This is a genomic window from Klebsiella sp. K47 (assembly GCF_051858335.1).
GTDB lineage: Bacteria > Pseudomonadota > Gammaproteobacteria > Enterobacterales > Enterobacteriaceae > Klebsiella > Klebsiella pneumoniae.
On the sequence record NZ_JBPYUI010000013.1, the window covers coordinates 17017 to 37056 of the forward strand.

General features: G+C 57.4%; 20 protein-coding genes. 6 read left to right on the top strand and 14 right to left on the bottom strand.

What is annotated here, in order from left to right; genetic code table 11:
* Window positions 1-3 precede the first annotated feature (3 nt).
* Both RRF55_RS14115 and RRF55_RS14120 read left to right on the top strand, forming a co-directional pair.
* The gene (locus RRF55_RS14115; protein WP_002887394.1) at window positions 4-1071 is read left to right on the top strand and encodes an HlyD family secretion protein; all 1068 of its coding nucleotides are present in this window, start codon (window positions 4-6) and stop codon (window positions 1069-1071) included.
* The gene (locus tag RRF55_RS14120) at window positions 1061-2125 is read left to right on the top strand and encodes a DUF2955 domain-containing protein (protein WP_002887411.1); all 1065 of its coding nucleotides are present in this window, start codon (window positions 1061-1063) and stop codon (window positions 2123-2125) included. Before RRF55_RS14115 ends, RRF55_RS14120 begins: the two co-directional genes overlap by 11 nt.
* Here the strand turns inward: RRF55_RS14120 and RRF55_RS14125 are convergent.
* The 8 genes from RRF55_RS14125 to RRF55_RS14160 form a co-directional block, all read right to left on the bottom strand.
* On the bottom strand, window positions 2122-2376 hold the full coding sequence (locus tag RRF55_RS14125; RefSeq protein WP_004177546.1) for a DUF3343 domain-containing protein: 255 nt from the start codon (window positions 2374-2376) through the stop codon (window positions 2122-2124). The two genes, RRF55_RS14120 and RRF55_RS14125, sit on opposite strands and share 4 nt — an antisense overlap.
* Entirely contained in the window at window positions 2373-3140 is a 768-nt protein-coding gene (yjiL, locus tag RRF55_RS14130) for a putative 2-hydroxyacyl-CoA dehydratase activator YjiL (RefSeq protein WP_023313907.1), read from the bottom strand. The genes RRF55_RS14125 and yjiL overlap by 4 nt, the downstream gene beginning before the upstream one ends.
* A gap of 9 nt (window positions 3141-3149) precedes the next feature.
* Window positions 3150-4301, bottom strand: coding sequence for a double-cubane-cluster-containing anaerobic reductase (locus RRF55_RS14135; protein WP_021313608.1), 1152 nt, complete (start codon window positions 4299-4301; stop codon window positions 3150-3152).
* Between the two features lie 97 nt (window positions 4302-4398).
* The gene (locus RRF55_RS14140) at window positions 4399-4638 is read right to left on the bottom strand and encodes a DUF2164 domain-containing protein (protein WP_002887416.1); all 240 of its coding nucleotides are present in this window, start codon (window positions 4636-4638) and stop codon (window positions 4399-4401) included.
* A 25-nt stretch (window positions 4639-4663) separates the two neighbouring features.
* Entirely contained in the window at window positions 4664-5905 is a 1242-nt protein-coding gene (mdtM, locus tag RRF55_RS14145) for a multidrug efflux MFS transporter MdtM (RefSeq protein WP_021313607.1), read from the bottom strand.
* 53 nt (window positions 5906-5958) lie between these two features.
* Window positions 5959-7251: a DUF445 domain-containing protein gene (locus RRF55_RS14150; RefSeq protein ID WP_019724788.1), complete on the bottom strand. Its 1293-nt coding sequence runs from the start codon at window positions 7249-7251 to the stop codon at window positions 5959-5961.
* Complete coding sequence (locus RRF55_RS14155; protein ID WP_020805198.1) at window positions 7244-7906, bottom strand: LysE family translocator; 663 nt, start codon at window positions 7904-7906, stop codon at window positions 7244-7246. The genes RRF55_RS14150 and RRF55_RS14155 overlap by 8 nt, the downstream gene beginning before the upstream one ends.
* 47 nt (window positions 7907-7953) lie before the next feature.
* Window positions 7954-8769 (bottom strand): AraC family transcriptional regulator, encoded by an 816-nt coding sequence (locus tag RRF55_RS14160; protein WP_021313606.1) that lies wholly within the window; start codon window positions 8767-8769, stop codon window positions 7954-7956.
* A gap of 215 nt (window positions 8770-8984) precedes the next feature.
* Here RRF55_RS14160 and RRF55_RS14165 point away from each other — a divergent pair, with 215 nt between their 5' ends.
* Window positions 8985-9923, top strand: a complete 939-nt coding sequence (locus RRF55_RS14165) for an Rpn family recombination-promoting nuclease/putative transposase (RefSeq protein ID WP_021313605.1) — start codon at window positions 8985-8987, stop codon at window positions 9921-9923.
* 158 nt (window positions 9924-10081) lie between these two features.
* Window positions 10082-11452, top strand: coding sequence for an NAD-dependent succinate-semialdehyde dehydrogenase (locus RRF55_RS14170; protein WP_004146105.1), 1371 nt, complete (start codon window positions 10082-10084; stop codon window positions 11450-11452).
* A 97-nt stretch (window positions 11453-11549) separates the two neighbouring features.
* Here RRF55_RS14170 and RRF55_RS14175 read toward each other — a convergent pair whose 3' ends face one another.
* The 4 genes from RRF55_RS14175 to RRF55_RS14190 all read right to left on the bottom strand — a co-directional run bounded on the left by RRF55_RS14175 (window position 11550) and on the right by RRF55_RS14190 (window position 15918).
* A complete protein-coding gene (locus RRF55_RS14175; RefSeq protein ID WP_023285791.1) occupies window positions 11550-12095 on the bottom strand; it encodes a YfaZ family outer membrane protein in 546 nt (181 codons plus the stop codon).
* Window positions 12096-12486: 391 nt separating this feature from the next.
* Window positions 12487-13443, bottom strand: coding sequence for a GTPase (gene yjiA / locus RRF55_RS14180; RefSeq protein WP_004222432.1), 957 nt, complete (start codon window positions 13441-13443; stop codon window positions 12487-12489).
* Window positions 13444-13454: 11 nt separating this feature from the next.
* Window positions 13455-13658 carry a YbdD/YjiX family protein gene (locus RRF55_RS14185; protein ID WP_002887451.1) on the bottom strand — a complete coding sequence of 68 codons (204 nt, stop codon included), beginning with the start codon at window positions 13656-13658 and terminating at the stop codon, window positions 13455-13457.
* A gap of 109 nt (window positions 13659-13767) precedes the next feature.
* Window positions 13768-15918, bottom strand: coding sequence for a carbon starvation protein (locus RRF55_RS14190; RefSeq protein WP_002887454.1), 2151 nt, complete (start codon window positions 15916-15918; stop codon window positions 13768-13770).
* Window positions 15919-16302: 384 nt separating this feature from the next.
* On the opposite strand from RRF55_RS14190, the gene RRF55_RS14195 reads away from it, so the two are divergent.
* Together RRF55_RS14195 and RRF55_RS14200 are read left to right on the top strand one after the other, a co-directional pair.
* Complete coding sequence (locus tag RRF55_RS14195; RefSeq protein WP_009485366.1) at window positions 16303-16926, top strand: hypothetical protein; 624 nt, start codon at window positions 16303-16305, stop codon at window positions 16924-16926.
* A gap of 127 nt (window positions 16927-17053) precedes the next feature.
* Window positions 17054-17764 (top strand): ascBF operon repressor, encoded by a 711-nt coding sequence (locus RRF55_RS14200; protein WP_002887465.1) that lies wholly within the window; start codon window positions 17054-17056, stop codon window positions 17762-17764.
* Window positions 17765-17838: 74 nt separating this feature from the next.
* Here the strand turns inward: RRF55_RS14200 and RRF55_RS14205 are convergent, their stop codons facing one another.
* Both RRF55_RS14205 and hpaB read right to left on the bottom strand, forming a co-directional pair.
* Window positions 17839-18351: a 4-hydroxyphenylacetate 3-monooxygenase reductase subunit gene (locus RRF55_RS14205; protein WP_002887467.1), complete on the bottom strand. Its 513-nt coding sequence runs from the start codon at window positions 18349-18351 to the stop codon at window positions 17839-17841.
* Between the two features lie 19 nt (window positions 18352-18370).
* Entirely contained in the window at window positions 18371-19933 is a 1563-nt protein-coding gene (gene hpaB, locus RRF55_RS14210) for a 4-hydroxyphenylacetate 3-monooxygenase, oxygenase component (RefSeq protein WP_002887473.1), read from the bottom strand.
* Window positions 19934-20040 lie beyond the last annotated feature (107 nt).

A 20040-nucleotide genomic window follows, 5' to 3' on the forward strand; every position in this document is an offset into this window, starting at 1 on the left:
ACTATGATGACGCCTGAACAAAAATTTGCCCGCTGGGTACGGGTGAGTATTGCCGCTTTTCTGGGAATATTCGCCTGGTTTATCGTTGCCGATATCTGGATCCCGCTGACGCCGGACTCCACCGTCATGCGCGTGGTGACCCCGGTTTCGTCGCGGGTCTCCGGCTATGTCTCGCACGTCTACGTGCACAACAACAGCCAGGTGAAAAAGGGCGACCTGCTGTATGAGCTCGACCCAACGCCATTCATTAATAAAGTTGAAGCGGCGCAGATCGCCCTCGAGCAGGCGAAACTGAGCAACCAGCAGCTGGACGCGCAAATCGCCGCCGCCCGCGCCAACCTGCGCACCGCGCAGTACACCGCGCGTAACGATAAGGTCACGCTCGATCGCTACCAGCGCTTGAGTACGATGCAGAACGTCTCGCAGTCCGACCTCGATAAGGTGCGAACCACCTGGCAGACCAGCGAGCAGTCGGTCTCGGCGCTGAACGCGCAGATCCAGAACCTGCTGATCCAGCGCGGCGAGCGCGACGATAAGCGCAACGTCACCCTGCAAAAATACCGCAATGCGCTGGAGGAGGCGCAGCTGAACCTGGCCTGGACCAAAGTGCGTGCGGAAACTGACGGCATGGTCAGCAACCTGCAGCTGAACCCGGGGATCTACGCCACCGCGGCGACGGCTGTGCTGGCATTGGTTAACAACAACACTGACATCGTCGCCGACTTCCGCGAAAAAAGCCTGCGCCACACCGCGGTGAATACCGATGCGGCGGTGGTCTTTGACGCCCTGCCGGGTCAAGTCTTCCCGGCGCACGTGACCAGCAGCGACGCCGGGATTCTGGCGGGACAGGAGGCGGTGAACGGCCAGCTGTCGCAGCCGGAGCAGTCCACCCGCTGGGTGCGCGACGCCCAGCGGATGCGCATTCACGTCGCGTTGGATCAGCCGCTGGACAAACCGCTGCCGACCGGCGCTCGCGCCACGGTGCAGCTGTACAATAGCGAGGGACCTTTCGCCCGCACCTTCGCCGGCCTGCAGATCCACCTGGTGAGCTGGTTGCACTATGTCTATTAATACCCTGGCGCATGTCTTTACCCCGCACGGCAATATCGTCTACACGGCGAATGATTTTCGCCAGACGGTGCGTATCGCCGTGGCCGGGACCATTGCGCTCAGCATCTCCACCTTCTACGACGTACAGTACGGCGTATTTTTCGTCGTTTATCCGCTGATGCTGATGTCGCTGGTACCGATGTTCAACCTGCACGTCGCCCGCCAGTTTATATTTAGCGCGGCGGTAAACTGTGTCGAAATGGTGCTAATTGTCGGCTATTTGTCGCAGTGGCCGGTGATCATGACCCTGGTGGTGTTTGCCCTGTACGTGATGCGTTTCCGCTTTATGAGCCAGGGACCGCTGTTCCTGTTGGGATCAATGGGGGTGGTGTGCCAGAGCACGATGCTCAACTTTATGAGCTATCCCACCAGCAACTGGCACACCCTGATGTTCTCCAATATGGAAGCCTGCGTGATGGCCGTGGCGCTGAGCGCGCTGCTGCATTACCTGATCCCGGACGTCGAACCGCGCAAGCCGCCGCCGCGGATTGAGAAAGACGCCGCCCGCATCCGTCATGAGTCGCTGCTCTCCGGTACGGTAGCGACGATCATCTTTGTGGTGTTTCAGATCTGCGATCTCAGCGACTCGCTGTCGGCGCTGATGGCCGGGATCCTGATCCTGTTCCCGATGCACTATCGTGGGGCGGTGATCAGCTCGATCTGGCGCGTCGTCGGGGTGGTGCTGGCCTGTCTCTATATACTGGTGGTGCAGCTGATTATCTATGATTTCAGCAACCACATGATCCTGATGATGCCGCTGATTGGTCTCGGGCTGGCCTTCAGCGCCCGCCTCCACGTGATGGAGAAAGTGGGCGCCGGGGTGGGCTTCGCCAGCATCACTACCATCGGCATTATGTTCGGCCAGAATTTGCATCCGTATCAGGATCTGGTGTTCAGCGATCTGTACCGCATCACCTCGGTGACGGTCTCGCTGGTGGTGACGCTGACCCTGGTTTTTCTCATGCACCGCCTGCTGAACTGTTTCGCGGCGACGCGTTTTGTGGTGAGCGATTAACCTGCAGGTGGGAAGGTGGCGAGACAGCGCCATGCTTCCCCGTTCTGCTGATACAGCGCCGCCGTCTGTTCCGGGACGATCCAGCCTCGCGCATCGGCTTCCGTCCCCTCCAGCAGGATGCACAGCCCGCAGCCGCTGCGCAGCTGGCGGGGTATATCTTTGACCTCGAAGGCCACTCCCGCCGCCTGCAGGGCTTTGCGCATCCGCACCACCCCCACCGTGGAGTGAAATAAAAACAGAAACGTTGTCATCCGCGCCTCCGCTGGCGCTGGCCGATCAGCGCCGCGCCGATCGCCCCGGCAAACTGGGCGTCGGGATGGGTTGTCACCGCCATGCCGACATGGCTTTCCAGCATCCGGGCAAAGGCGGCGCAGTGGCTGACGCCGCCGGTAAACAGCAGCGGCCCCTGCGCCGATAAGCGGCCAATAAAGTTCGCGCTGCGCCGGGCCATGGCGTTAATCACCCCCGCCAGAATCGCCTCCGGCGCGACACCGGCCGACCGCAGGCTAATGACCTCCGATTCGGCAAACACCGTGCACATACTGGTAATGGCGTGCGGTTCCACGCCGTCGGTAATGGCGTCCAGTTGTTCGACGCTGGCGCCGAGGGTGCGTGAAATGACTTCCAGAAAGCGGCCGGTGCCGGCGGCGCATTTGTCATTCATCAGGAAGTCGCTGAGGTTGCCCCTGGCGTCCAGCTGGATAACTTTGCTGTCCTGGCCGCCGATATCAATCACCGTGCGGGTGTCCGGCGCCAGCAGGCGGGCGCCGAGGCCGTGACAAGAGATCTCCGTCACCTGCTTATCGGCAAAATCCACCAGCTGGCGGCCATAGCCAGTGAGGGTTAAAAAAGGCGTCTCCGTGAGGCCAGCGCGCAGTGTCTCCCAGGCCTCGTGGATGGCGTCGGCGGGGCGAAAGGGGGTGGGGCAGAGGAAGCGGCGCACGATGACGCCGTCCGCCAACAGGATGCCTTTTGTGGCGGTGGAGCCGGAATCAATGCCAACCGTATAGTTCACGCCAGCTCCTTACAGCATTTCGATAAAGGCGGCGACGCGGGTGCTGAGCTGGCCGAGGTCCGCTGTCGAATAGTCGGTTTCAATCGCCATGTAAGGAAGATCGTGCCGTTGGCGCAGATGGCGTTTAATCGCCAGCGATTCCACGGCATAGGTATGGCAGGCCTGCAAAATGACGTCGATCACCCCGTCGGCCTGATACTCCTCCACCATCTGGCTCAGCAGCTGCAGACGCTGGTCGTTGGGGGAGATACAGGAGCAGCCGATGGCGAGATATTTATCGGTTAAGGCGTCGTAGACGTCACCCTCTTCCGCCACGCAGCGCTCGGTCGCTTTCGCGCCGGTGCAGTTCTCATAGCCGACCACCCAGCCGCCGTTTTCCTCGATGGCGCGGACCACTTTTTCCGCCGCGCCGCCGATCGGGCAGCCGGTGATCAGGATCCGCGGACGAGGTTCCAGCCGTTTACCCTGCTGCCACTCCTGATGGATGCGCTCCGCCATGGCATGCAGTTCATCAATCAGGGCGGTTTTGTCGAAACGAAAAGTGGCGCCGTACACCACTTTCAGGATGTCGCCGCCGCTGAGCGCCGGCGGATTGAGCTGCCCGAGACGATAAAAGTGGGCCAGCGCCCGGCGCTCGCGATTTTTCAACACGATGGCTTCGCGCAGCGCCGCCTCGCTAATCGGCGTGCCAAACCGGGCCTCCATCACCTGCTGCAGGCGCAGGATCTCCGTTTTCCACAGTGCGCGCGAGGCGGCATCGCTGGCGCTGTTCGGCAACTGCATGACGTGGACCGCCTTGAACTCGGCCATGTACTCATACATTTTCTTTTTGCCGTCGCAGGTGGTTTCCCCAACCACCAGGTCAGAGAAATAGAAGTAGGGACATTTATCGGTTTTGCCGAAGCCGTAGCTGCTTTTGATAAGCGGGCAGAGGTTGCGCGGGAGATCTTTTTCCGCTTCCTCGATGGTTTCATCGGAGGTTGAGCACAGCGAGACGACAACGGCGCCCGCCGCCATGGCGATCTCCTGGGGCATAAAGGTGCAGTAAGTGCCCACCAGCGGTACGTTCTGCTCTTTAAGATCCATGACGGTGAGAAAGCCCTTCTGGCGAGCTTCTGAGAACTGGTCAAAAATGGCGGGTAGATCGGTGATAAGCGACATGGTTTTCCTTCCCCGTACACGGGAGATGCTGAAAGAGTCGCCATTATAGCCATGGTGTATGCAGGGTTTTATTGATCTCCTGCGTCTGTACGCGGTGTTAATAGACCTTTTTCAAATCCATCTCTTCCTGGATACGCTCGCTCCATGCCTGATGGGTGCGGATGGCCTCTTCGATACCGGCGTTGTAAAACAGCGGCCCCAGCTCTTTGGCGATAAAGTCGACGAAAAATTCGGCGTCAAACTGCTCCAGTTCGAGGTCGAAGGTCTCTGCGCAGTACTTGCTGAGCCTGTCGCGCAGCAGGTCGCGCTGCGCCTGGCTGAGTTCAATGTCATTCATGATGGGGCTTTCTCCGTAAAAGGGCTCACGACTGCCGGGCTTCGATCACCGCTTGTCCGCGCTGGTGGCGTAACAGTCCGGCCAGGCAGCAGGCGGCGACAATCCCGGCGGCCACCGCCAACAGGTGGAAGGGGAGTCTGCCGCCATGGAACCACAGCCAGCGCGCGCCTTCAATTGATAACGCGCTGACGCTGAGGATCACGATATTCAGCGAGGCGGAGACCGTGCCTTTCGGCAGGTCGTTGGAAAAGAGGGTAAAGCGAAACAGCGTCGGGAAAATCAGCCCGATGCCGAAGGCGTAGAAGCAGGTGCCGAGCACCGACCACAGCCAGACGTGGGGCCATACCAGATTGCCAGCGATCAGGATGGCCAGGCCGAGCATCTGTACCGGCACCGCGCTGAGGACAAAGCGCGGGCGGGTAGGGTCTTTTACCCAGCGCGCCACCGACAGGTTGGCGATGATAACGGCGCTGAAGACCGGCACCTGGCTCCAGGCGAACTCGCTGGTGGTCAGTCCGCCGGCGTCCATTAAAATCACTGGCGATACCGCCACCCAGCTCATCAGCGGAATATAGCTCAGCGACAGCGTGGCGGCGCCGAGTAAAAAGATGCGGTTGCGAAAGACGTTGCGAAAATCGCGCAGCACGCCCAGGGGGCTGAACGGCACATCGCCGCGGCGCACCGTCTCCGGCATGGTCAACAGCAGGCCGAGCCAGGCCACCAATCCCATGGCGGCGATAATGCCGAACAGCGCTTTCCAGTGAATGAAATGCATCAGCGCCGCGCCGGAGAGCGGGCCGACGATCGGCGCCACCAGCACGACGGAGGTGATCACCGCCATCAGTCTGATCGATCTTTTTTCCTCAAAGGCCTCCTGTACGGTGACGTAGCCGACGGTGGCGATAAAGCAGATGCTGGTGCCCTGCACGAAGCGGGCAATCAGGAACTGCGTCATGGAGGTGGTGAACTGGGTCGCCAGGCATGCGAGGGTGAAAATCAGCGCGCCGGTGAGCAGCACCGGACGCCGTCCTATCCGGTCAGAGAGCGGCCCCAGCAGCCACTGTAGCGCCATGCCGCCGGCCATATACAGGCTCACCGAGGCCGGAGCCAGCGCCACATCAGCATTGAAATCCCGCACCACGTGCAGGATCCCCGGCTGGATCAGATCGGTAGTGAGATAAGCGGAAAAATCATACAGAATTAACGCCGCCGGGAAGAACAGCGCGGCGGCGTGTCGGCTCAGCCAGTGGGAAATCCTGTGCATCATTTCGCCCTCCCTGTGGAATATTTATCAGCGCTATTGTTCGGATAGTATCATTGCTAACCAATATGCAGATGCAGCAGCGAGGGGATCTGCGAGAGCAGCCACAACAACAGGCCGATGGTTCCCCCCACCAGGGTACCGTTGATGCGGATGAACTGCAGATCTTTACCGATATTGAGCTCGATCTGCCGCGACATATCGCGGGCGTCCCAGCTCTTCACTGTGTCGCTGATATGGCGGGTGAGGAAGGCGGCGAACTCCGGCGCCACCCGGTGCGCCGCCTGCTCCAGGTGTTCGTTAAGCGATTCGCGCAGCGCGTCGTCGCGGAGTAAGGTTTCACCGAACCACTGCCCCGCCTCGGCGATGCGCTGCTTAATACGTGAGTCGTCGCTGCTGATATCGTTTTTTACCCAGCCGCGCAGGTCGCCCCATACTTCGCCAAGATAGTGGTTAAAGGTCTCATCATTTTTTAGCCAGGCTTTGATGTTATCGGCCTTCTGCGCCATATCCGGGTCGGATTTCAGGTTATCGATAAGCTTTTGCACGGCGCGGTCAAAAGTCTGACGGATCTGATGCGTACGGTCGTGAGTCACCTCGTCCAGCAGGGTATTCACCGCGTCGGTGACCATCTCAGCGCTGTGCTCGCCGAGCCACTCGGTGGGTAGGAGTTTGGCCTTCAGCGGGTGTTCGGTCTCCAGCCAGTGTACGATGCCGCGGGCGATAAAGGCGCGGGAGCTGTCGCGCTGCAGCAGGGCGATCAGTTGGTTTATCAGCGAATCGAGCAGCTTTTGATGGCGATTGTCGCGGGTCAGTCCCTCCAGCATTATGGCGCTGGTCTGCGTCAGGTCGACCTTATCGATAGCCTTATGCACCGCGCGTCGCAGCAGACGTTGAATGCGCGCGTCATCGGTCAGTTCGAGAAAACCGCTCATCACCTGCAGCAGGTGCTGGCCGACCCGTCGGGCGTTCTCCGGCTGGCTGAACCAGTTGCCGAGCATCAGGGCTGGCTGATAGCGGCGGATCAGCGCGACCAGCGACGGGGTATCAAGGAACTTTTCCTCGACAAAGCGGCCGAGGTTGTCGGCGATGCGGTCTTTATTGCGCGGAATAATCGCCGTATGGCGGGCGACAAAGGGCAGCGGAATACGGCGAAACAGAGCCACGACCGCAAACCAGTCGGCCAGCGCCCCGACCATCGCCGCTTCGGAAATAGCTTTTAGCGCACCGACCCAAGGCGACGGTGGTAGCGCGAGGGTAGTGATAAAAATGGCGGCTGCAATCAGCAGCAGCGACAGCGCCAGCAGTTTGGCGCGTTTCAGTTCAGCGAGTTTTTCCATATGCTTAAGCATATAGCCTGACGGCGAGGTCGTGCAAAAATCGCCAGATAATCCCCAGGCCGAAGAGCATCAGGATCGCCCCCGCCGCCCGCTCGACTCGCCAGACGATGGCGCCCAGGCGGCGCTGTATCTGCGGCAGCGCAATCGCGCTCACCAGCAGTAAATCCCAGAAGAACACCACGCTGACCATCCACAGCCCGCTCACCGTTTGCTGAAGCAGGGTCACAGCCGGCCCGAGCAGGGAAGTCATCAGCGCCAGATAAAACAGGGCGTTTTTGGGGTTGAGCAGCGATGACCCCAGCCCCAGCAGCAGCTGCCTGCCGAACCCCGGACGCGCTGCGCGAACGCTCTCCATCGCCAGCGTCGCGGGACGGCTGCGTATCAGCAGGCTGCCAATCCACAATAAATAGCCCGCCCCCAGCAGCTCGATGAGCAAAAAAAGCAGCGGCGCCTGGCGCAGAAGCCCCCAGCCGACGATGGCGAGCACAATATACAGCGCATTGCCTGCGGCGATGCCGAGACACAATCCGATGCTGCCGCGGATCCGGTAGCGCACGGCGTAGCCGATCAGCAGAAAAAAATCAGGGCCCGGACTGAGCAGAGCGACAAAGTGGGACAGGGCTAGCGCCGGGAAGACGGCGGGAAAGAGCGTCGATAAGGTATGCATAGTGGCCTCGATAATGGTGCAGAGGCCACCCTACGCCAGGTGGCGTATTACTTATTGTCAGATATTGATCTGCTTTGCGCATACTGCCGCGGCGTGGCGGCGGTATAGCTGACAAAGGTTTTATGGAAATGGCTCTGATCGGCAAAGCCGGCCTGATAGCCGACGTCGGCGATAGGATCCCCGGCGCGTAAGCGCGTTTTCGCATATTCGATGCGCGCCATGTTGATCAAACTGGCAGGCGTCAGGCCGGTATCTTGTTTCACGGCGCGGATAACGGTCTCTTTACGAAGCGCGCTGTCGTGGGCCAGCTTATCCAGCGACGGCGACGCCGGCAGATCCATCGCCAGGCACTGAAACAGCAGGGCGCTGGCGTGATGCGGCGCCTGCGGCGCGGCGGCGCACAGCGGCAGCGCGTGCAGGAGTTGCGCCAGCCGGGCGGGCAGTTGTTCAAGGCGCCCGCGGCTCATCAGGGCGACAACCTGCTGGAAACTGGCAAAGAGAGGGCTGTCGCGCAGCAGCGGCTGCGGCGAGGTGATACTGGCGCCAGGGGGAATATCCGGGCGCTGCGCGTGGCACCATGTCGCGTCCAGGTAAAGCATGTGATAGCTGCGCGGCCTGCCATGCAGCGGATTACAGCTATGCGGCGCGTGCGGCGGGATCACGATCAGATCCCCGGGTTGCAGCAGGTACTCCTGGCCAGCGCACAGGCAGCGCGTTTCCCCCTCGATAATCGCCCCTACTGAAAGCTGGGGGTGGCTGTGGCGCTTATAGGCCTGGCGGCTGCGCCAGGTGCTGCGCAGCTCCAGCCACGGCAGACGATCGTCTCGCCAGAAGGTTTGGGGAATATCTCGGGTATGGTTCACTGCTTTGGCCTTTGCTGCGGGGATAAGCCGTTTATAGCATGCTGCGCCGAGGCTGTCGCCCGCCTGGATTTGCGTACCGCGTCGAAAAAGGATGTCACGCTTGCAGTCCGGGGAAATATGTTTTCGTAGCGGAATGTAAAATCCCGGTTTCCGGGGTGCCAGAGACATTCATGGGATGTAGAGTCCCTGCAGGATAAGCAGGCAGGGATGAGCCGATGGCAAAGGGCACCACCTCGACGCCGCATGATGCGGTGTTTAAACAGTTCCTCACTCAGGCCGACACCGCGCGCGATTTTCTGGCGATCCATCTACCGCCTGCGCTGCGTCAGCACTGCGACCTCGATACCTTACAGCTGGAGTCGGCAAGCTTTATCGAGGAGAGCCTGCGGGCCTGGTACTCCGATGTGCTGTGGTCACTCAAAACCGCGTCTGGCGAGGGCTACATTTATGTGGTTATCGAACATCAGAGCTCGCCGGATGCGCAGATGGCCTTCCGCCTGATGCGCTACGCCATCGCCGCGATGCAGCGCCATCTTGATGGCGGTCATACAAAACTGCCGCTGGTGGTGCCGATGCTGTTCTATCACGGAGCGACCACGCCATACCCGTGGTCACTCAACTGGCTGGACTGTTTTGCCGATCCACAGCTGGCGAGTGAGCTTTATATCTCGCCCTTTCCGCTGGTGGATGTCACGGTGATCCCCGACGATGAGATCGTTCGCCACCGGCGCGTGGCATTACTCGAGCTGATACAGAAGCATATTCGCCAGCGCGATTTAATGGGCATTGTTGAGCAACTGACGACGATTTTACTTAGCGGGGACGCTAATGACAGACAGCTAAAAACGCTGTTTAATTATCTGCTGCAGACTGGCAACGCGCGCCGCTTTGGCCGGTTTATCCACGAAGTGGCGCAACGGGTTCCTCAGCACAGGGAGAGATTGATGACTATTGCTGAAAGATTACAGGAAGTGGGCCGCAGAAAAGGCAAACGGGAAGGCCGGCTTGAAGGCAGACAAGAAGGCAGACAAGAAGGACAGCATGCCGAGGCGCTGCGCATTGCCCAGAGGATGCTGGCTGACGGCATTGCCCGCGAGACGGTGGTGAAAATCACCGGCCTGACCGCCGACGAGATCGCCGCGCTGGCGCATTGATAACGCCGGGGCGGCCTGACGGTCGCCCCGGTTAGCCTCGTTATGGAATATTCCGGATATACCTAACTTTACCCGCATCGCCAGCCATCTCGACTACCCTTAATATCCTTAACGGCATTTTTGACTGCCTTAGTAGCGATAACAAGGAGACATGCGATATGGCCTATCAGACGGTGAATCCTGCGAACAATCAGCTTATTAAAACGTACCCGGCGCACAGCGATGCGGACGTGGAGGCGGCGCTGCAGCAGGCGGATGCGCTCTACCATTCTGCCTGGGCAAAAGGCGATATTGAACCGCGGCTGGCGGTACTGCATAAGCTGGCGGATCTGATCGATAGCCGGGCGGAGGAGCTGGCAAAAATCGCTAGCCAGGAGATGGGGAAACTCATTAAGCAGAGCCGCGGCGAAGTGAAACTTTGCGCGCAGATCGCCCGCTATTACGCCGATAACGCCAAATCGTTCCTGGCGCCGGTGAAGTATCCCTCCGAACTGGGTGAAGCCTGGGTTGAGCACCATCCCATTGGCGTCTTACTGGCGGTGGAGCCGTGGAACTTCCCCTATTACCAGCTGATGCGCGTCCTGGCGCCAAACCTGGCGGCCGGTAACCCGGTTATCGCCAAACACGCCAGCATTGTGCCGCACTGCGCGGAGACCTTTGCCCATCTGGTGCGTGAGGCCGGCGCTCCGGAGGGGGCGTGGACCAACCTGTTTATCTCCCAGGATCAGGTGGCGAAGATTATCGCTGACGATCGCGTGCAGGGCGCGGCGCTAACGGGGTCGGAGAAAGCCGGCAGCGTGGTGGCGGCGCAGGCGGCGAAGCATATTAAGAAATCAACGCTGGAACTGGGCGGCAATGATGTGTTTGTCGTGCTGGACGATGCCGACCTGGAGCGCGCGGTGAAAATCGGCGTCCAGGCGCGGCTGAACAACGCCGGCCAGGTGTGTACCGCTGCCAAGCGCTTTATCCTGCACGAAAATATCGCGGATGCGTTCCTGACAAAATTTAGCGAGGCGTTTCGCCAGGTGAAAATCGGCGATCCGCTGGATGAAAGCACCACGCTGGGGCCGCTCTCTTCCAAAGATGCGCTGGATACCCTAAGCAAACAGGTGGACGAGGCGGTGAAAAATGGCGCTAAGCTGCATCTGGGCGGCAAAGCGGTGGCTCGAGAAGGCAATTTCTTTGAACCCACCATTTTGACCGGTATCACCCGTGATAATCCGGCGTACTTCGAAGAGTTCTTTGGCCCGGTGGCGCAGATCTACGTGGTGAAAAACGATGAGGAGGCAATCCAGCTGGCCAATGATTCCCACTATGGTCTGGGCGGCGCGGTGTTCAGTCAGGATATCGAACGCGCCAAACGGATGGCCTCCGCCATTGAAACCGGAATGGTTTATATCAACTGGCTCACCGATACCGCGCCGGAGCTGCCGTTTGGCGGCGTGAAGCGTTCCGGTTACGGACGGGAGCTCTCCGATCTCGGCATCAAAGAGTTTGTGAACCAGAAGCTGGTGGTGGTGCGCCGCTAAGCCTATGACCCGGCCATAAAAAAACCTGCCATTCGGCAGGTTTTTTTATGGCTAATGCTCAGCGCACCTTAACTTTATCGCGGGGCGTTGATCATAATCAGAAGGTGACCCCGCCGCCCACATAGGCGCCATCAATCAGGGTGTGGTTCGGGCGACCCTCTTTACCGTCAACGCTTACATGGCGGTAACCCACTTTCAACGTCACTGGACCAATCGGAGACCAGCTCACGCCGCCGTTCGCTTCAACATAGTTTTTCACGCTGTTGTTCAGACCATCCGGCGCGACATACCCTTCGCCAAACACGTGGATGCTGTCGGTCAGGGCCACGTTCACCCCGCCGCCGACCGGAAACGCGACGCCGTTATCGCCTTTTTTCGGCCCGATGTAGATGGCTTTCGCGCCGGCGTTGAGCATCACCGGGCCCACTTCCAGGTTGTAACCCGCGCCCACGCCGCCGGTCTGGCTACCATCATCGGTATTCTTCAGCCAGTGGCTTTCGGCGTACAGGCCAGAAGAGGATTTACCCATTTCCATATTCAGATTAGTGAAGTTTTTACCCTGTTCAACGGTAAACCCCACCGCCATGGCGGAACCAGAGACCGCGGTCAGGGCTGCAAGAATAAGGATGTTAAGCTTTCTCATGGTTTACTCCTCGTCAATAAAGTTGTCTGAGGGCACCTTAACAAGCGATGTTTATCTCTGCAAATGTGACTTGCGTCGATTTTTTATGCTGGTTTTGTCAGGAAGGTATTTTGAAAATGTTGTAATGACGTTTGGTTACGGCGAGGTCAATCAGCAAATTTAGCCTGTTTAGCCGTGGTTTAATTGGTGGGCTAAACAGAAACTGAACAGAGCAGTCATTAATTATTAAGGGGCCTATTCATTCAGTTTCTTATAATTTCCAAAAATGTTTCTACTGTTACTTATTAAAACGTTGCTTTACATTTTTCGACGCGTTGCCGACGTTTGGTCCCTGTTTTTGACGAGGTCTCAGAGAGAAGGGGGCCTGCGCCTTAGGGCGCAGGCGGGCAGGTTAGCGTCGTAACCCGGCAAACGCCGCGCGAATTTCCTCTTCCGGCAACTGAATGCCGATAAACACCAGCGTGCTGTGCGGCGTTTCATCGCCCCACGGGCGATCCCAGTCGGCGCTGTAGAGGCGCTGCACGCCCTGGAACAGCAGGCGATTTGGCTCGCCGTCGATCCACAGCATGCCTTTATAACGCATCAATTGCTCGGCGAAGGAGAGCAGCAGATTTTCCATTACCCGTGAAACTTCACTGATATCCACCGGATAGTCGAGCTCGACCACAATCGACGAGACGTCATTCTGTTTTTCTGCCACAAAATGAAAGCGCGGTGTGGCGCTGACAACCTTCTCTTCCAGCATAAAACCGCTGGTGTTAAACAGCTGGCTTAAATCGATATCGCCGTGAATGACGGTATAAATCGGCGCCCGCGCGTTAATGCGCGCCAGCCGTTCACGCAGCTTTTCGGTGTCGCCGGCGACGTCGGTTTTGGTTAACAGAATCCGGTCCGCGTAGCCGACCTGCGACTGGGCGATGGTGAACTGATCCATCTGCTGGTCGGCATGGGCGGCATCCACCAGGGCGATCACGCCGTCCAGCAGATAGCGCTCGCAGAGCACCTGATGGGAGAAAAAGGTCTGGATAATCGGCCCCGGGTCGGCCATGCCGGTGCATTCAATCACCAGCCGGTCAAACTCGATTTCGCCGCGATCGCGACTGTCGAGGAGATCGAGCAGGGCGTCTTCCAGTTCGTTGGAGCGTGTACAGCAGATACAGCCGTTGGTCAGGGTTTTAATCTGCGTGGCGCGGTCGCCGATCAGCTGATCGTCAACGGAGACTTCGCCGAATTCGTTTTCAATTACGGCGATTTTGAAACCGTGCTGCTCATTGAGGATATGGCGCAGGAGGGTGGTTTTTCCTGCGCCGAGAAAACCGGTGAGTAGGGTGACTGCAATCGGTGCCATTATTGCCTCCATTAACAGCAGCGTACGCCGCCTTTGCCGTCGCCGCCGTAGCGGGCCTGCTGACGTTCGCGGAAGAATTCTTCATAAGTCATGTACGGCTGATCCGGATGGTTGGTTTGCATATGCGTGACGTAGTTGTCGTAATCCGGAATGCCAATCAGCATTTTTGCCGCCTGACCGAGATATTTTTTTGCCTGACCTAAGTTACCAAACATTATAAGTTCCAGATAACGAATAAAGCCGGATGGCGGCTAGCGCCATATCCGGCCTACGTTAATGCGCTTTTGGTAGGCCGGATACGCGTAGCGCTATCCGGCATCAGGGTTAATGATGTGACGAGGTCTTCACGCCGCCTTCCGGTACCGGCACGTACGGAGTCTCTTTGTCGGTACGCACCTTATTGTTGCGGACATTGAGCCAGGTTTTGATGCCGTAGAAGATGATGCTGTACACCACCACCAGGAACAGAATACTCAGGCCGGCGTTGGTGTAGTTGTTGACCACGATATGGTTCATGTTGGCGATCTGCTGCGCGGTCAGCTCGCCGCCGGCGGCAATCTTCTCTTTATACTGCTGAGCCATAAAGAAGAAGCCTTCCATCTGCGGGTTGCTGCTGAACAGCTTCAGGCCCAGCGCCCAGGTGGTGCACAGCAGCAGCCATGCCGCCGGGATAACGGTGACCCAGATATATTTGGTGCGCTGCATCTTGACCAGCACCACGGTGCCAAGCACCAGCGCCACGGCGGCCAGCATCTGGTTAGAGATACCGAACAGCGGCCACAGGCTCTTCACGCCGCCCAGCGGGTCGACCACGCCCTGATACAGCAGGTAGCCCCACAGCCCGACGCAGCCGGCGGTACCGATAATCCCGGCGACCAGCGAGTCGGTTTTTTTCAGGAACGGCACGAAGTTACCCAACAGATCCTGCAGCATAAAGCGGCCTGCGCGGGTACCCGCATCCAGCGCGGTGAGGATAAACAGCGCTTCAAACAGGATACCGAAGTGGTACCAGAAGCCCATATCCGCCATCGGGATGATTTTATGGAATACGTGGGCGATACCGACGGCCAGCGTCGGCGCGCCGCCAGCGCGGTTCAGTACCGAAGGTTCGCCGATATCTTTCGCCGTCTGCAGGATCTGCTCAGGTGAAATCACAAAGCCCCAGGAGCTGACGGTCGCCGCCGCGTGGACGGTGACTTCTTTCAACTGCGCTGCGATCATCGCCGCGTTTTCACCGCCCATTTCATGCAGGTTTGGCATAACGATGCCCAGGCCCGCCGGCGGGGTGTTCATCGCGAAGTAGAGACCCGGTTCGATAATCGAGGCCGCAACCAGCGCCATAACTGCAACAAAGGATTCCATCAGCATCGCGCCGTAGCCAATAAAGCGGGCATCGGTTTCGTTGGCCAGCAGCTTCGGCGTGGTGCCGGAGGCGATCAGCGCGTGGAAGCCGGAGACCGCGCCGCAGGCGATGGTGATAAACAGGAACGGGAACAGCGCGCCTTTCCACAGCGGGCCGGTACCATCAATGTACTGGGTCACCGCCGGCATTTTCAGGTCCGGGTTAAGGATAACGATCCCCAGTGCCAGGCCGACGATCACGCCGATTTTCAGGAAGGTGGCCAGATAATCGCGCGGCGCCAGAATCAGCCATACCGGCAGCAGGGCGGAAATAAACGCGTAGCCAATCAGGGTAAAGGTGATGGTGGTGTCTTTAAAGGTCAGCGCCGGGCCCCAGTACGGGTCGTGGGCAATCACGCCGCCGAACCAGATAGAGGCCACCAGCAGCACGATACCGATAACCGACACTTCACCGACGCGGCCTGGGCGCAGGAAGCGCATGTAGATCCCCATAAACAGGGCGATAGGCACCGTCGAGCAGACGGTAAACACGCCCCACGGGCTTTCCGCCAGCGCTTTCACCACGATGAGCGCCAGCACCGCGAGGATGATGATCATAATCAGGAAGCAGCCGAACAGGGCGATAGAGCCCGGAACCGGCCCCATCTCCTGTTTAATCATCTCGCCCAGCGAGGCGCCGTTACGCCGCGAGGAGATAAACAGCACCATGAAGTCCTGTACCGCGCCCGCCAGCACCACGCCGGCCAGCAGCCACAGGGTGCCCGGCAGATAGCCCATCTGCGCGGCCAGTACCGGGCCAACCAGCGGGCCGGCGCCGGCGATCGCGGCAAAGTGGTGGCCAAACAGCACGTAGCGGTTGGTTGGCACATAGTTCAGGCCATCGTTATTAATGACCGCCGGCGTGGAGCGCGTCGGGTCAAGCTTCATCACCTTCTGCGCGATGTACAGGCTGTAATAACGGTAGGCGACGAGGTACACAGAAACCGATGCGACGACGATCCACAGGGCGCTGACGTGCTCACCGCGGCGCAGGGCGACGACTGAGAGGCAAAATGCCCCGATGATTCCAAGAATCACCCAGGGTATGTGCTTGAATAGTTTTTTGGTATCCATAGTAAAACCTGGCGTTAATTAGATGAATAATTGGCCGAAGCCGTCTGGTTTTAAGTAAGGGTTGATGGAGGTATTGATTAGCTAGGCTGCCTCCGATCTTGCCAGAACAGCGCGCGCGTAAAGTTGGGTAAATCGGTGAGTGGTTGTATAGGGGGTTAAGCGGTTACTTGCGGGGGTAAGCGGTTAGATATGAGTACGAGAGCGCGTAAATGTGTGATTAAGCTCACAATATTATTCTGCGCATCTCAAAGATATGCTTTCAAACTGAGGATAACGGTTTTTATCACCCGCAGATCACTATCTTTATTTCAAGTAGAGGTATTTTGATATTATGCTGACTTTGCCATGTCGTATGGATAGCGTTTAACAAAGGGAATTCGAGTTATGAAATTTGTAAAGATAATGATCATCGCCAGTGCTTTTTACTTAACATATGCTCATGCAAGAGAGATACATCAGGCTGTTGATGAGCCGGCAGCCCCTTATAATTTGCGCTGGGGGATGAGTTACGATGAGGCCAGAAACACGCCTTTATATTCTCTGGAGGTATCAGATATCAATTATGCCGGAAAAGACCCGGATCTGATTATCTCAACGCTGACTCCCCAGGAAGTGGGGGCGTTGAAATATCAGGAGATGAAGCTTTATTTCGATAAGAATAAAGGGCTGAAAAGTGTTTTTGTTAGCGCTGATGTTGATTCCAGTCAGCAGGCCTATAAAGTTGATGATGGCCGGGAAGCACTCGCCTTATATAATGAGGAAGTTAAGGTTCTTGATCGAGAATATGGGCCAGCGACAATCAAAGAAGAGTTCATTGCAGAAAAAGGGAAATTCTATCAAAGTCTTTCCGCCTGCATTGCAAAACAGCAGGAGTGGTATAATAAAAGATTAGATCTGAATAAAATAACAAATTGTTCAACCTGGCAACGTACTTATAAAAAAGGTCGGGTAACCGTTTTGCTATACATCGAACCGAGACAAGTTTCCAAACATTATATTTATAAATAAATTAAAGGACTTAACGGTGAGAATATATAAGATTTTTTTTAGAATTATTGCCATGGTCATTATGGTTATGATCCTTTCTGATTGTCGTCAGTCGTATTATATTGCCAGAAATACGGGGCGCAATATAATGACCTTATCCGACCATCAGCGCGCTAAATCGGCGTTAAACGCTAACGATTTAAATGCAGCTCAGGGCTACCTGACGGGAGAAAAATACAATAATCGCTACAGGCCTGTTAGCGGTGAGGAATCCTGGGGAAGTTTACAATATCGGGCGGCGAAAATCGTCGCCAACGCCGCGGCGAACGGTCAAAAAGTGCGTGATGATGCGCTCTATCTCGCTTATATCTCTTTGTTTGAAGCAGAAGAGGGAGTGCCCGAACATCCCGATATTATGTTGGGTTACATGCATAAAGCCATGGCGCTACTGTTAGCGAATCCGCAATTACTCGATAAAATCGATTCTAAAAATGTCAGTACTTTACCCAGCCAGTTTACCCTTGAACGCTATGCTGTATGGCAATATTTATACGATGGCGGCGAGATTGACTGGACCAAAAAAGCGCCTGAAGGTGAAGGTTATACAATTGCTGGTGAAAGCTATCAGACCTGGAATATCAAGTTAAAAAAAGCTATCTGGAATCGGGGAGACGCTTTTTTAACAAATATAGGTAAACAACAATTTATTCATGACGCTATAGATTATTCGCAATTTCCGGTTATTGCCTGTACCGCCAGGCGAAAAGGCTGGCACTTAACATTACCTGCTGACTACCGGGAACAAAATTTCCGCGGCGGTGGACGTTTTGATTGGGCTTCATGTCGCGCTGTTGAATAAGGCTGGCGGGGGAGATGACGCATATTAAGCGCCAGGTTTACGTATCGGGCGATAAGTAAACCTGGGCGCGGATTTTAGACTGCCACTTCCATTTCCATCATCACCGGATGGAAACGGCGTTTAAAGTAAATCAGGCCGTGCCCTTGCGGGCTCAGGGTAATATTGCGGATCTCCACCAGATACACCAGGTGGGTACCGATGGTTTGCACCTGGCTAATTTCGCCTTCGAGGCTGGCCAGCGAGCCCTTCAGCACCGGCTGCCCGAGCGCGCCCTGCTGCCAGCCGCTGAGGGCAAACCGCTCTTCCATCGTCACCCCGGTCATCCCGGCGAAATGACGGGCCATGATTTCCTGTTCGTGGTTCAGCACGTTGATGCACAACTTGCCGTTACCCTGAAACACCGGGTTCATCGCGCTGTTGGCGTTGATACAAACCATTACCGATGGCGGCGTATCCGTCACCGAGCACACCGCCGTGGCGGTAATGCCGCAGCGGCCGGCTTCGCCTGCGGTGGTGACAACGTTAACCGCCGCCGACAGGCTGGCCATGGCATCGCGAAAACGCAGGCGCTGTTCATCTAATTGCATTATGACCTCCCGCTGTGAATTACTTCAGCAGCTTATCCAACATGTTGATATCAGCGTTATTGTGCAGATGCGGCACCGTCCAGCCGTTCTGGTCGTACTCGGACAGGCAGCGGTCAACCATCGCCATCATTTTGTCCATATTGCCGGAGCTCTGCGCCTGGCGCAGACACTGCAGGCGAATTTCATCCTGGCTACCGGAGTAGTTGATCTCATACAGTTCATGGCGGCCGCCAAATTCGCTGCCGATGGCGTCCCACATCAGTTTGAGGATCTTGATACGTTCAACGTGATCCATACCGTTGGAGCCGCGCACGTACTTCGCCAGATACTGATCGATCTGCGGGTTGTTCAGATCGCGGGCGCTGGACGGCAGATAAATCAGGCCGCTGGTGACGTTGCGCTCGATGATGTTCTTGATCTTGGCGTAGGCCATCGGGGCCATCACGCGATAGGTCTGCAGCGCGGCGTGATCCGGCAGCCATGCGCCGTTGACCCACGGCGTCGCTTCCGAGCACATAGAATCGCTTAACGCCCAGAACATATTGCGCCACGCCACCACTTCGCCAAGGTCGGCCTGCACGCCGCGGAATTCGAGGGTGCCGGTACATTCCAGAGAGCGTTTCAGCAGGGCGGTGATAAAGTCCAGTTTTACCGCCAGACGCACGCAGGCCTGCAGGGGGTACATGCGGGCAAAACCGCCTTCCATGGTCCAGCGACGGCAGCGGTCAAAGTCGCGATAAATTAGTACGTTCTCCCATGGGATCAGCACCTTATCCATTACCAGAATCGCGTCGTTCTCGTCGAAACGGCTGGAAAGCGGATAGTCGTACGGCGATCCGGTCGCGCCGGCGACCATCTCATAGGAGGCGCGGGAGATAAGCTTGACGCCTTCGGCATCCATCGGCGCGACGAACATCAGCGCGAAGTCCGGGTTCTCGCCCATCACCTGTGCGGAGCCGAAGCCGATCATGTTGTAGTGGGTCAGCGCCGAGTTGGTGGCGACCACTTTCGCGCCGCTGACGATGATCCCGGCATCGGTCTCTTTTTCCAGCTTGATGTAGACATCCTTCACTTCATCAGCTGGCTTGTGGCGGTCAATCGGCGGGTTGACGATAGCGTGGTTAAAGTACAGGCCGGTTTCCTGAATGCGGGTGTACCAGTTGCGGGCGTTCTGCTCGAACTGGCCGTAAAACGCCGGGTTGGCGCCCAGCGCGCAGCCGAAGGCGGCTTTGTAGTCTGGGGTGCGGCCCATCCAGCCGTAGCTTAAGCGCGACCATTCGGCGATGGCGTCGCGCTGCTGGCGCAGATCGTCGGCGCTTTTCGCCACGCGGAAGAATTTATGGGTGTAGCCGCCGCTGCCGGTATCGGTGCCCCAGCACAGGGAATCCTGCATCTCCGGTTTGTGCAGCGCATCGTACAGCTGAGCGACGGAGGCCGCGGCATTACGGAAGGCCGGATGCGTGGTGACGTCTTTCACGCGCTCGCCGTAGATATAAATTTCGCGGCCATCCTGCAGGCTTTTTAAATACTCTTCGCCAGTTAACGGGCGTTTCGCGTCGGCGCGGAAATCTTCAGGTTTCATAGGGGCCTCTTCAGTATTTATCGGAATAATGATGTTAAATATATGTTTTGTTTTTGTTGTTTAATTGAAGCGGTTATGGCGCTTGTCGTGAAGGGACGTTTGCGACA

Excerpts from the sequence above, each read along its gene's own strand:
- RRF55_RS14115 (WP_002887394.1), top strand. The coding sequence starts at position 4 with ATGATGACGCCTGAACAAAAATTTGCCCGCTGGGTACGGGTGAGTATT.
- RRF55_RS14120 (WP_002887411.1), top strand. The coding sequence starts at position 1,061 with ATGTCTATTAATACCCTGGCGCATGTCTTTACCCCGCACGGCAATATC.
- RRF55_RS14125 (WP_004177546.1), bottom strand. The coding sequence starts at position 2,376 with ATGACAACGTTTCTGTTTTTATTTCACTCCACGGTGGGGGTGGTGCGG.
- RRF55_RS14135 (WP_021313608.1), bottom strand. The coding sequence starts at position 4,301 with ATGTCGCTTATCACCGATCTACCCGCCATTTTTGACCAGTTCTCAGAA.
- RRF55_RS14140 (WP_002887416.1), bottom strand. The coding sequence starts at position 4,638 with ATGAATGACATTGAACTCAGCCAGGCGCAGCGCGACCTGCTGCGCGAC.
- mdtM (WP_021313607.1), bottom strand. The coding sequence starts at position 5,905 with ATGATGCACAGGATTTCCCACTGGCTGAGCCGACACGCCGCCGCGCTG.
- RRF55_RS14150 (WP_019724788.1), bottom strand. The coding sequence starts at position 7,251 with ATGCTTAAGCATATGGAAAAACTCGCTGAACTGAAACGCGCCAAACTG.
- RRF55_RS14155 (WP_020805198.1), bottom strand. The coding sequence starts at position 7,906 with ATGCATACCTTATCGACGCTCTTTCCCGCCGTCTTCCCGGCGCTAGCC.
- RRF55_RS14165 (WP_021313605.1), top strand. The coding sequence starts at position 8,985 with ATGGCAAAGGGCACCACCTCGACGCCGCATGATGCGGTGTTTAAACAG.
- RRF55_RS14170 (WP_004146105.1), top strand. The coding sequence starts at position 10,082 with ATGGCCTATCAGACGGTGAATCCTGCGAACAATCAGCTTATTAAAACG.
- RRF55_RS14175 (WP_023285791.1), bottom strand. The coding sequence starts at position 12,095 with ATGAGAAAGCTTAACATCCTTATTCTTGCAGCCCTGACCGCGGTCTCT.
- yjiA (WP_004222432.1), bottom strand. The coding sequence starts at position 13,443 with ATGGCACCGATTGCAGTCACCCTACTCACCGGTTTTCTCGGCGCAGGA.
- RRF55_RS14185 (WP_002887451.1), bottom strand. The coding sequence starts at position 13,658 with ATGTTTGGTAACTTAGGTCAGGCAAAAAAATATCTCGGTCAGGCGGCA.
- RRF55_RS14190 (WP_002887454.1), bottom strand. The coding sequence starts at position 15,918 with ATGGATACCAAAAAACTATTCAAGCACATACCCTGGGTGATTCTTGGA.
- RRF55_RS14195 (WP_009485366.1), top strand. The coding sequence starts at position 16,303 with ATGAAATTTGTAAAGATAATGATCATCGCCAGTGCTTTTTACTTAACA.
- RRF55_RS14200 (WP_002887465.1), top strand. The coding sequence starts at position 17,054 with ATGACCTTATCCGACCATCAGCGCGCTAAATCGGCGTTAAACGCTAAC.
- RRF55_RS14205 (WP_002887467.1), bottom strand. The coding sequence starts at position 18,351 with ATGCAATTAGATGAACAGCGCCTGCGTTTTCGCGATGCCATGGCCAGC.
- hpaB (WP_002887473.1), bottom strand. The coding sequence starts at position 19,933 with ATGAAACCTGAAGATTTCCGCGCCGACGCGAAACGCCCGTTAACTGGC.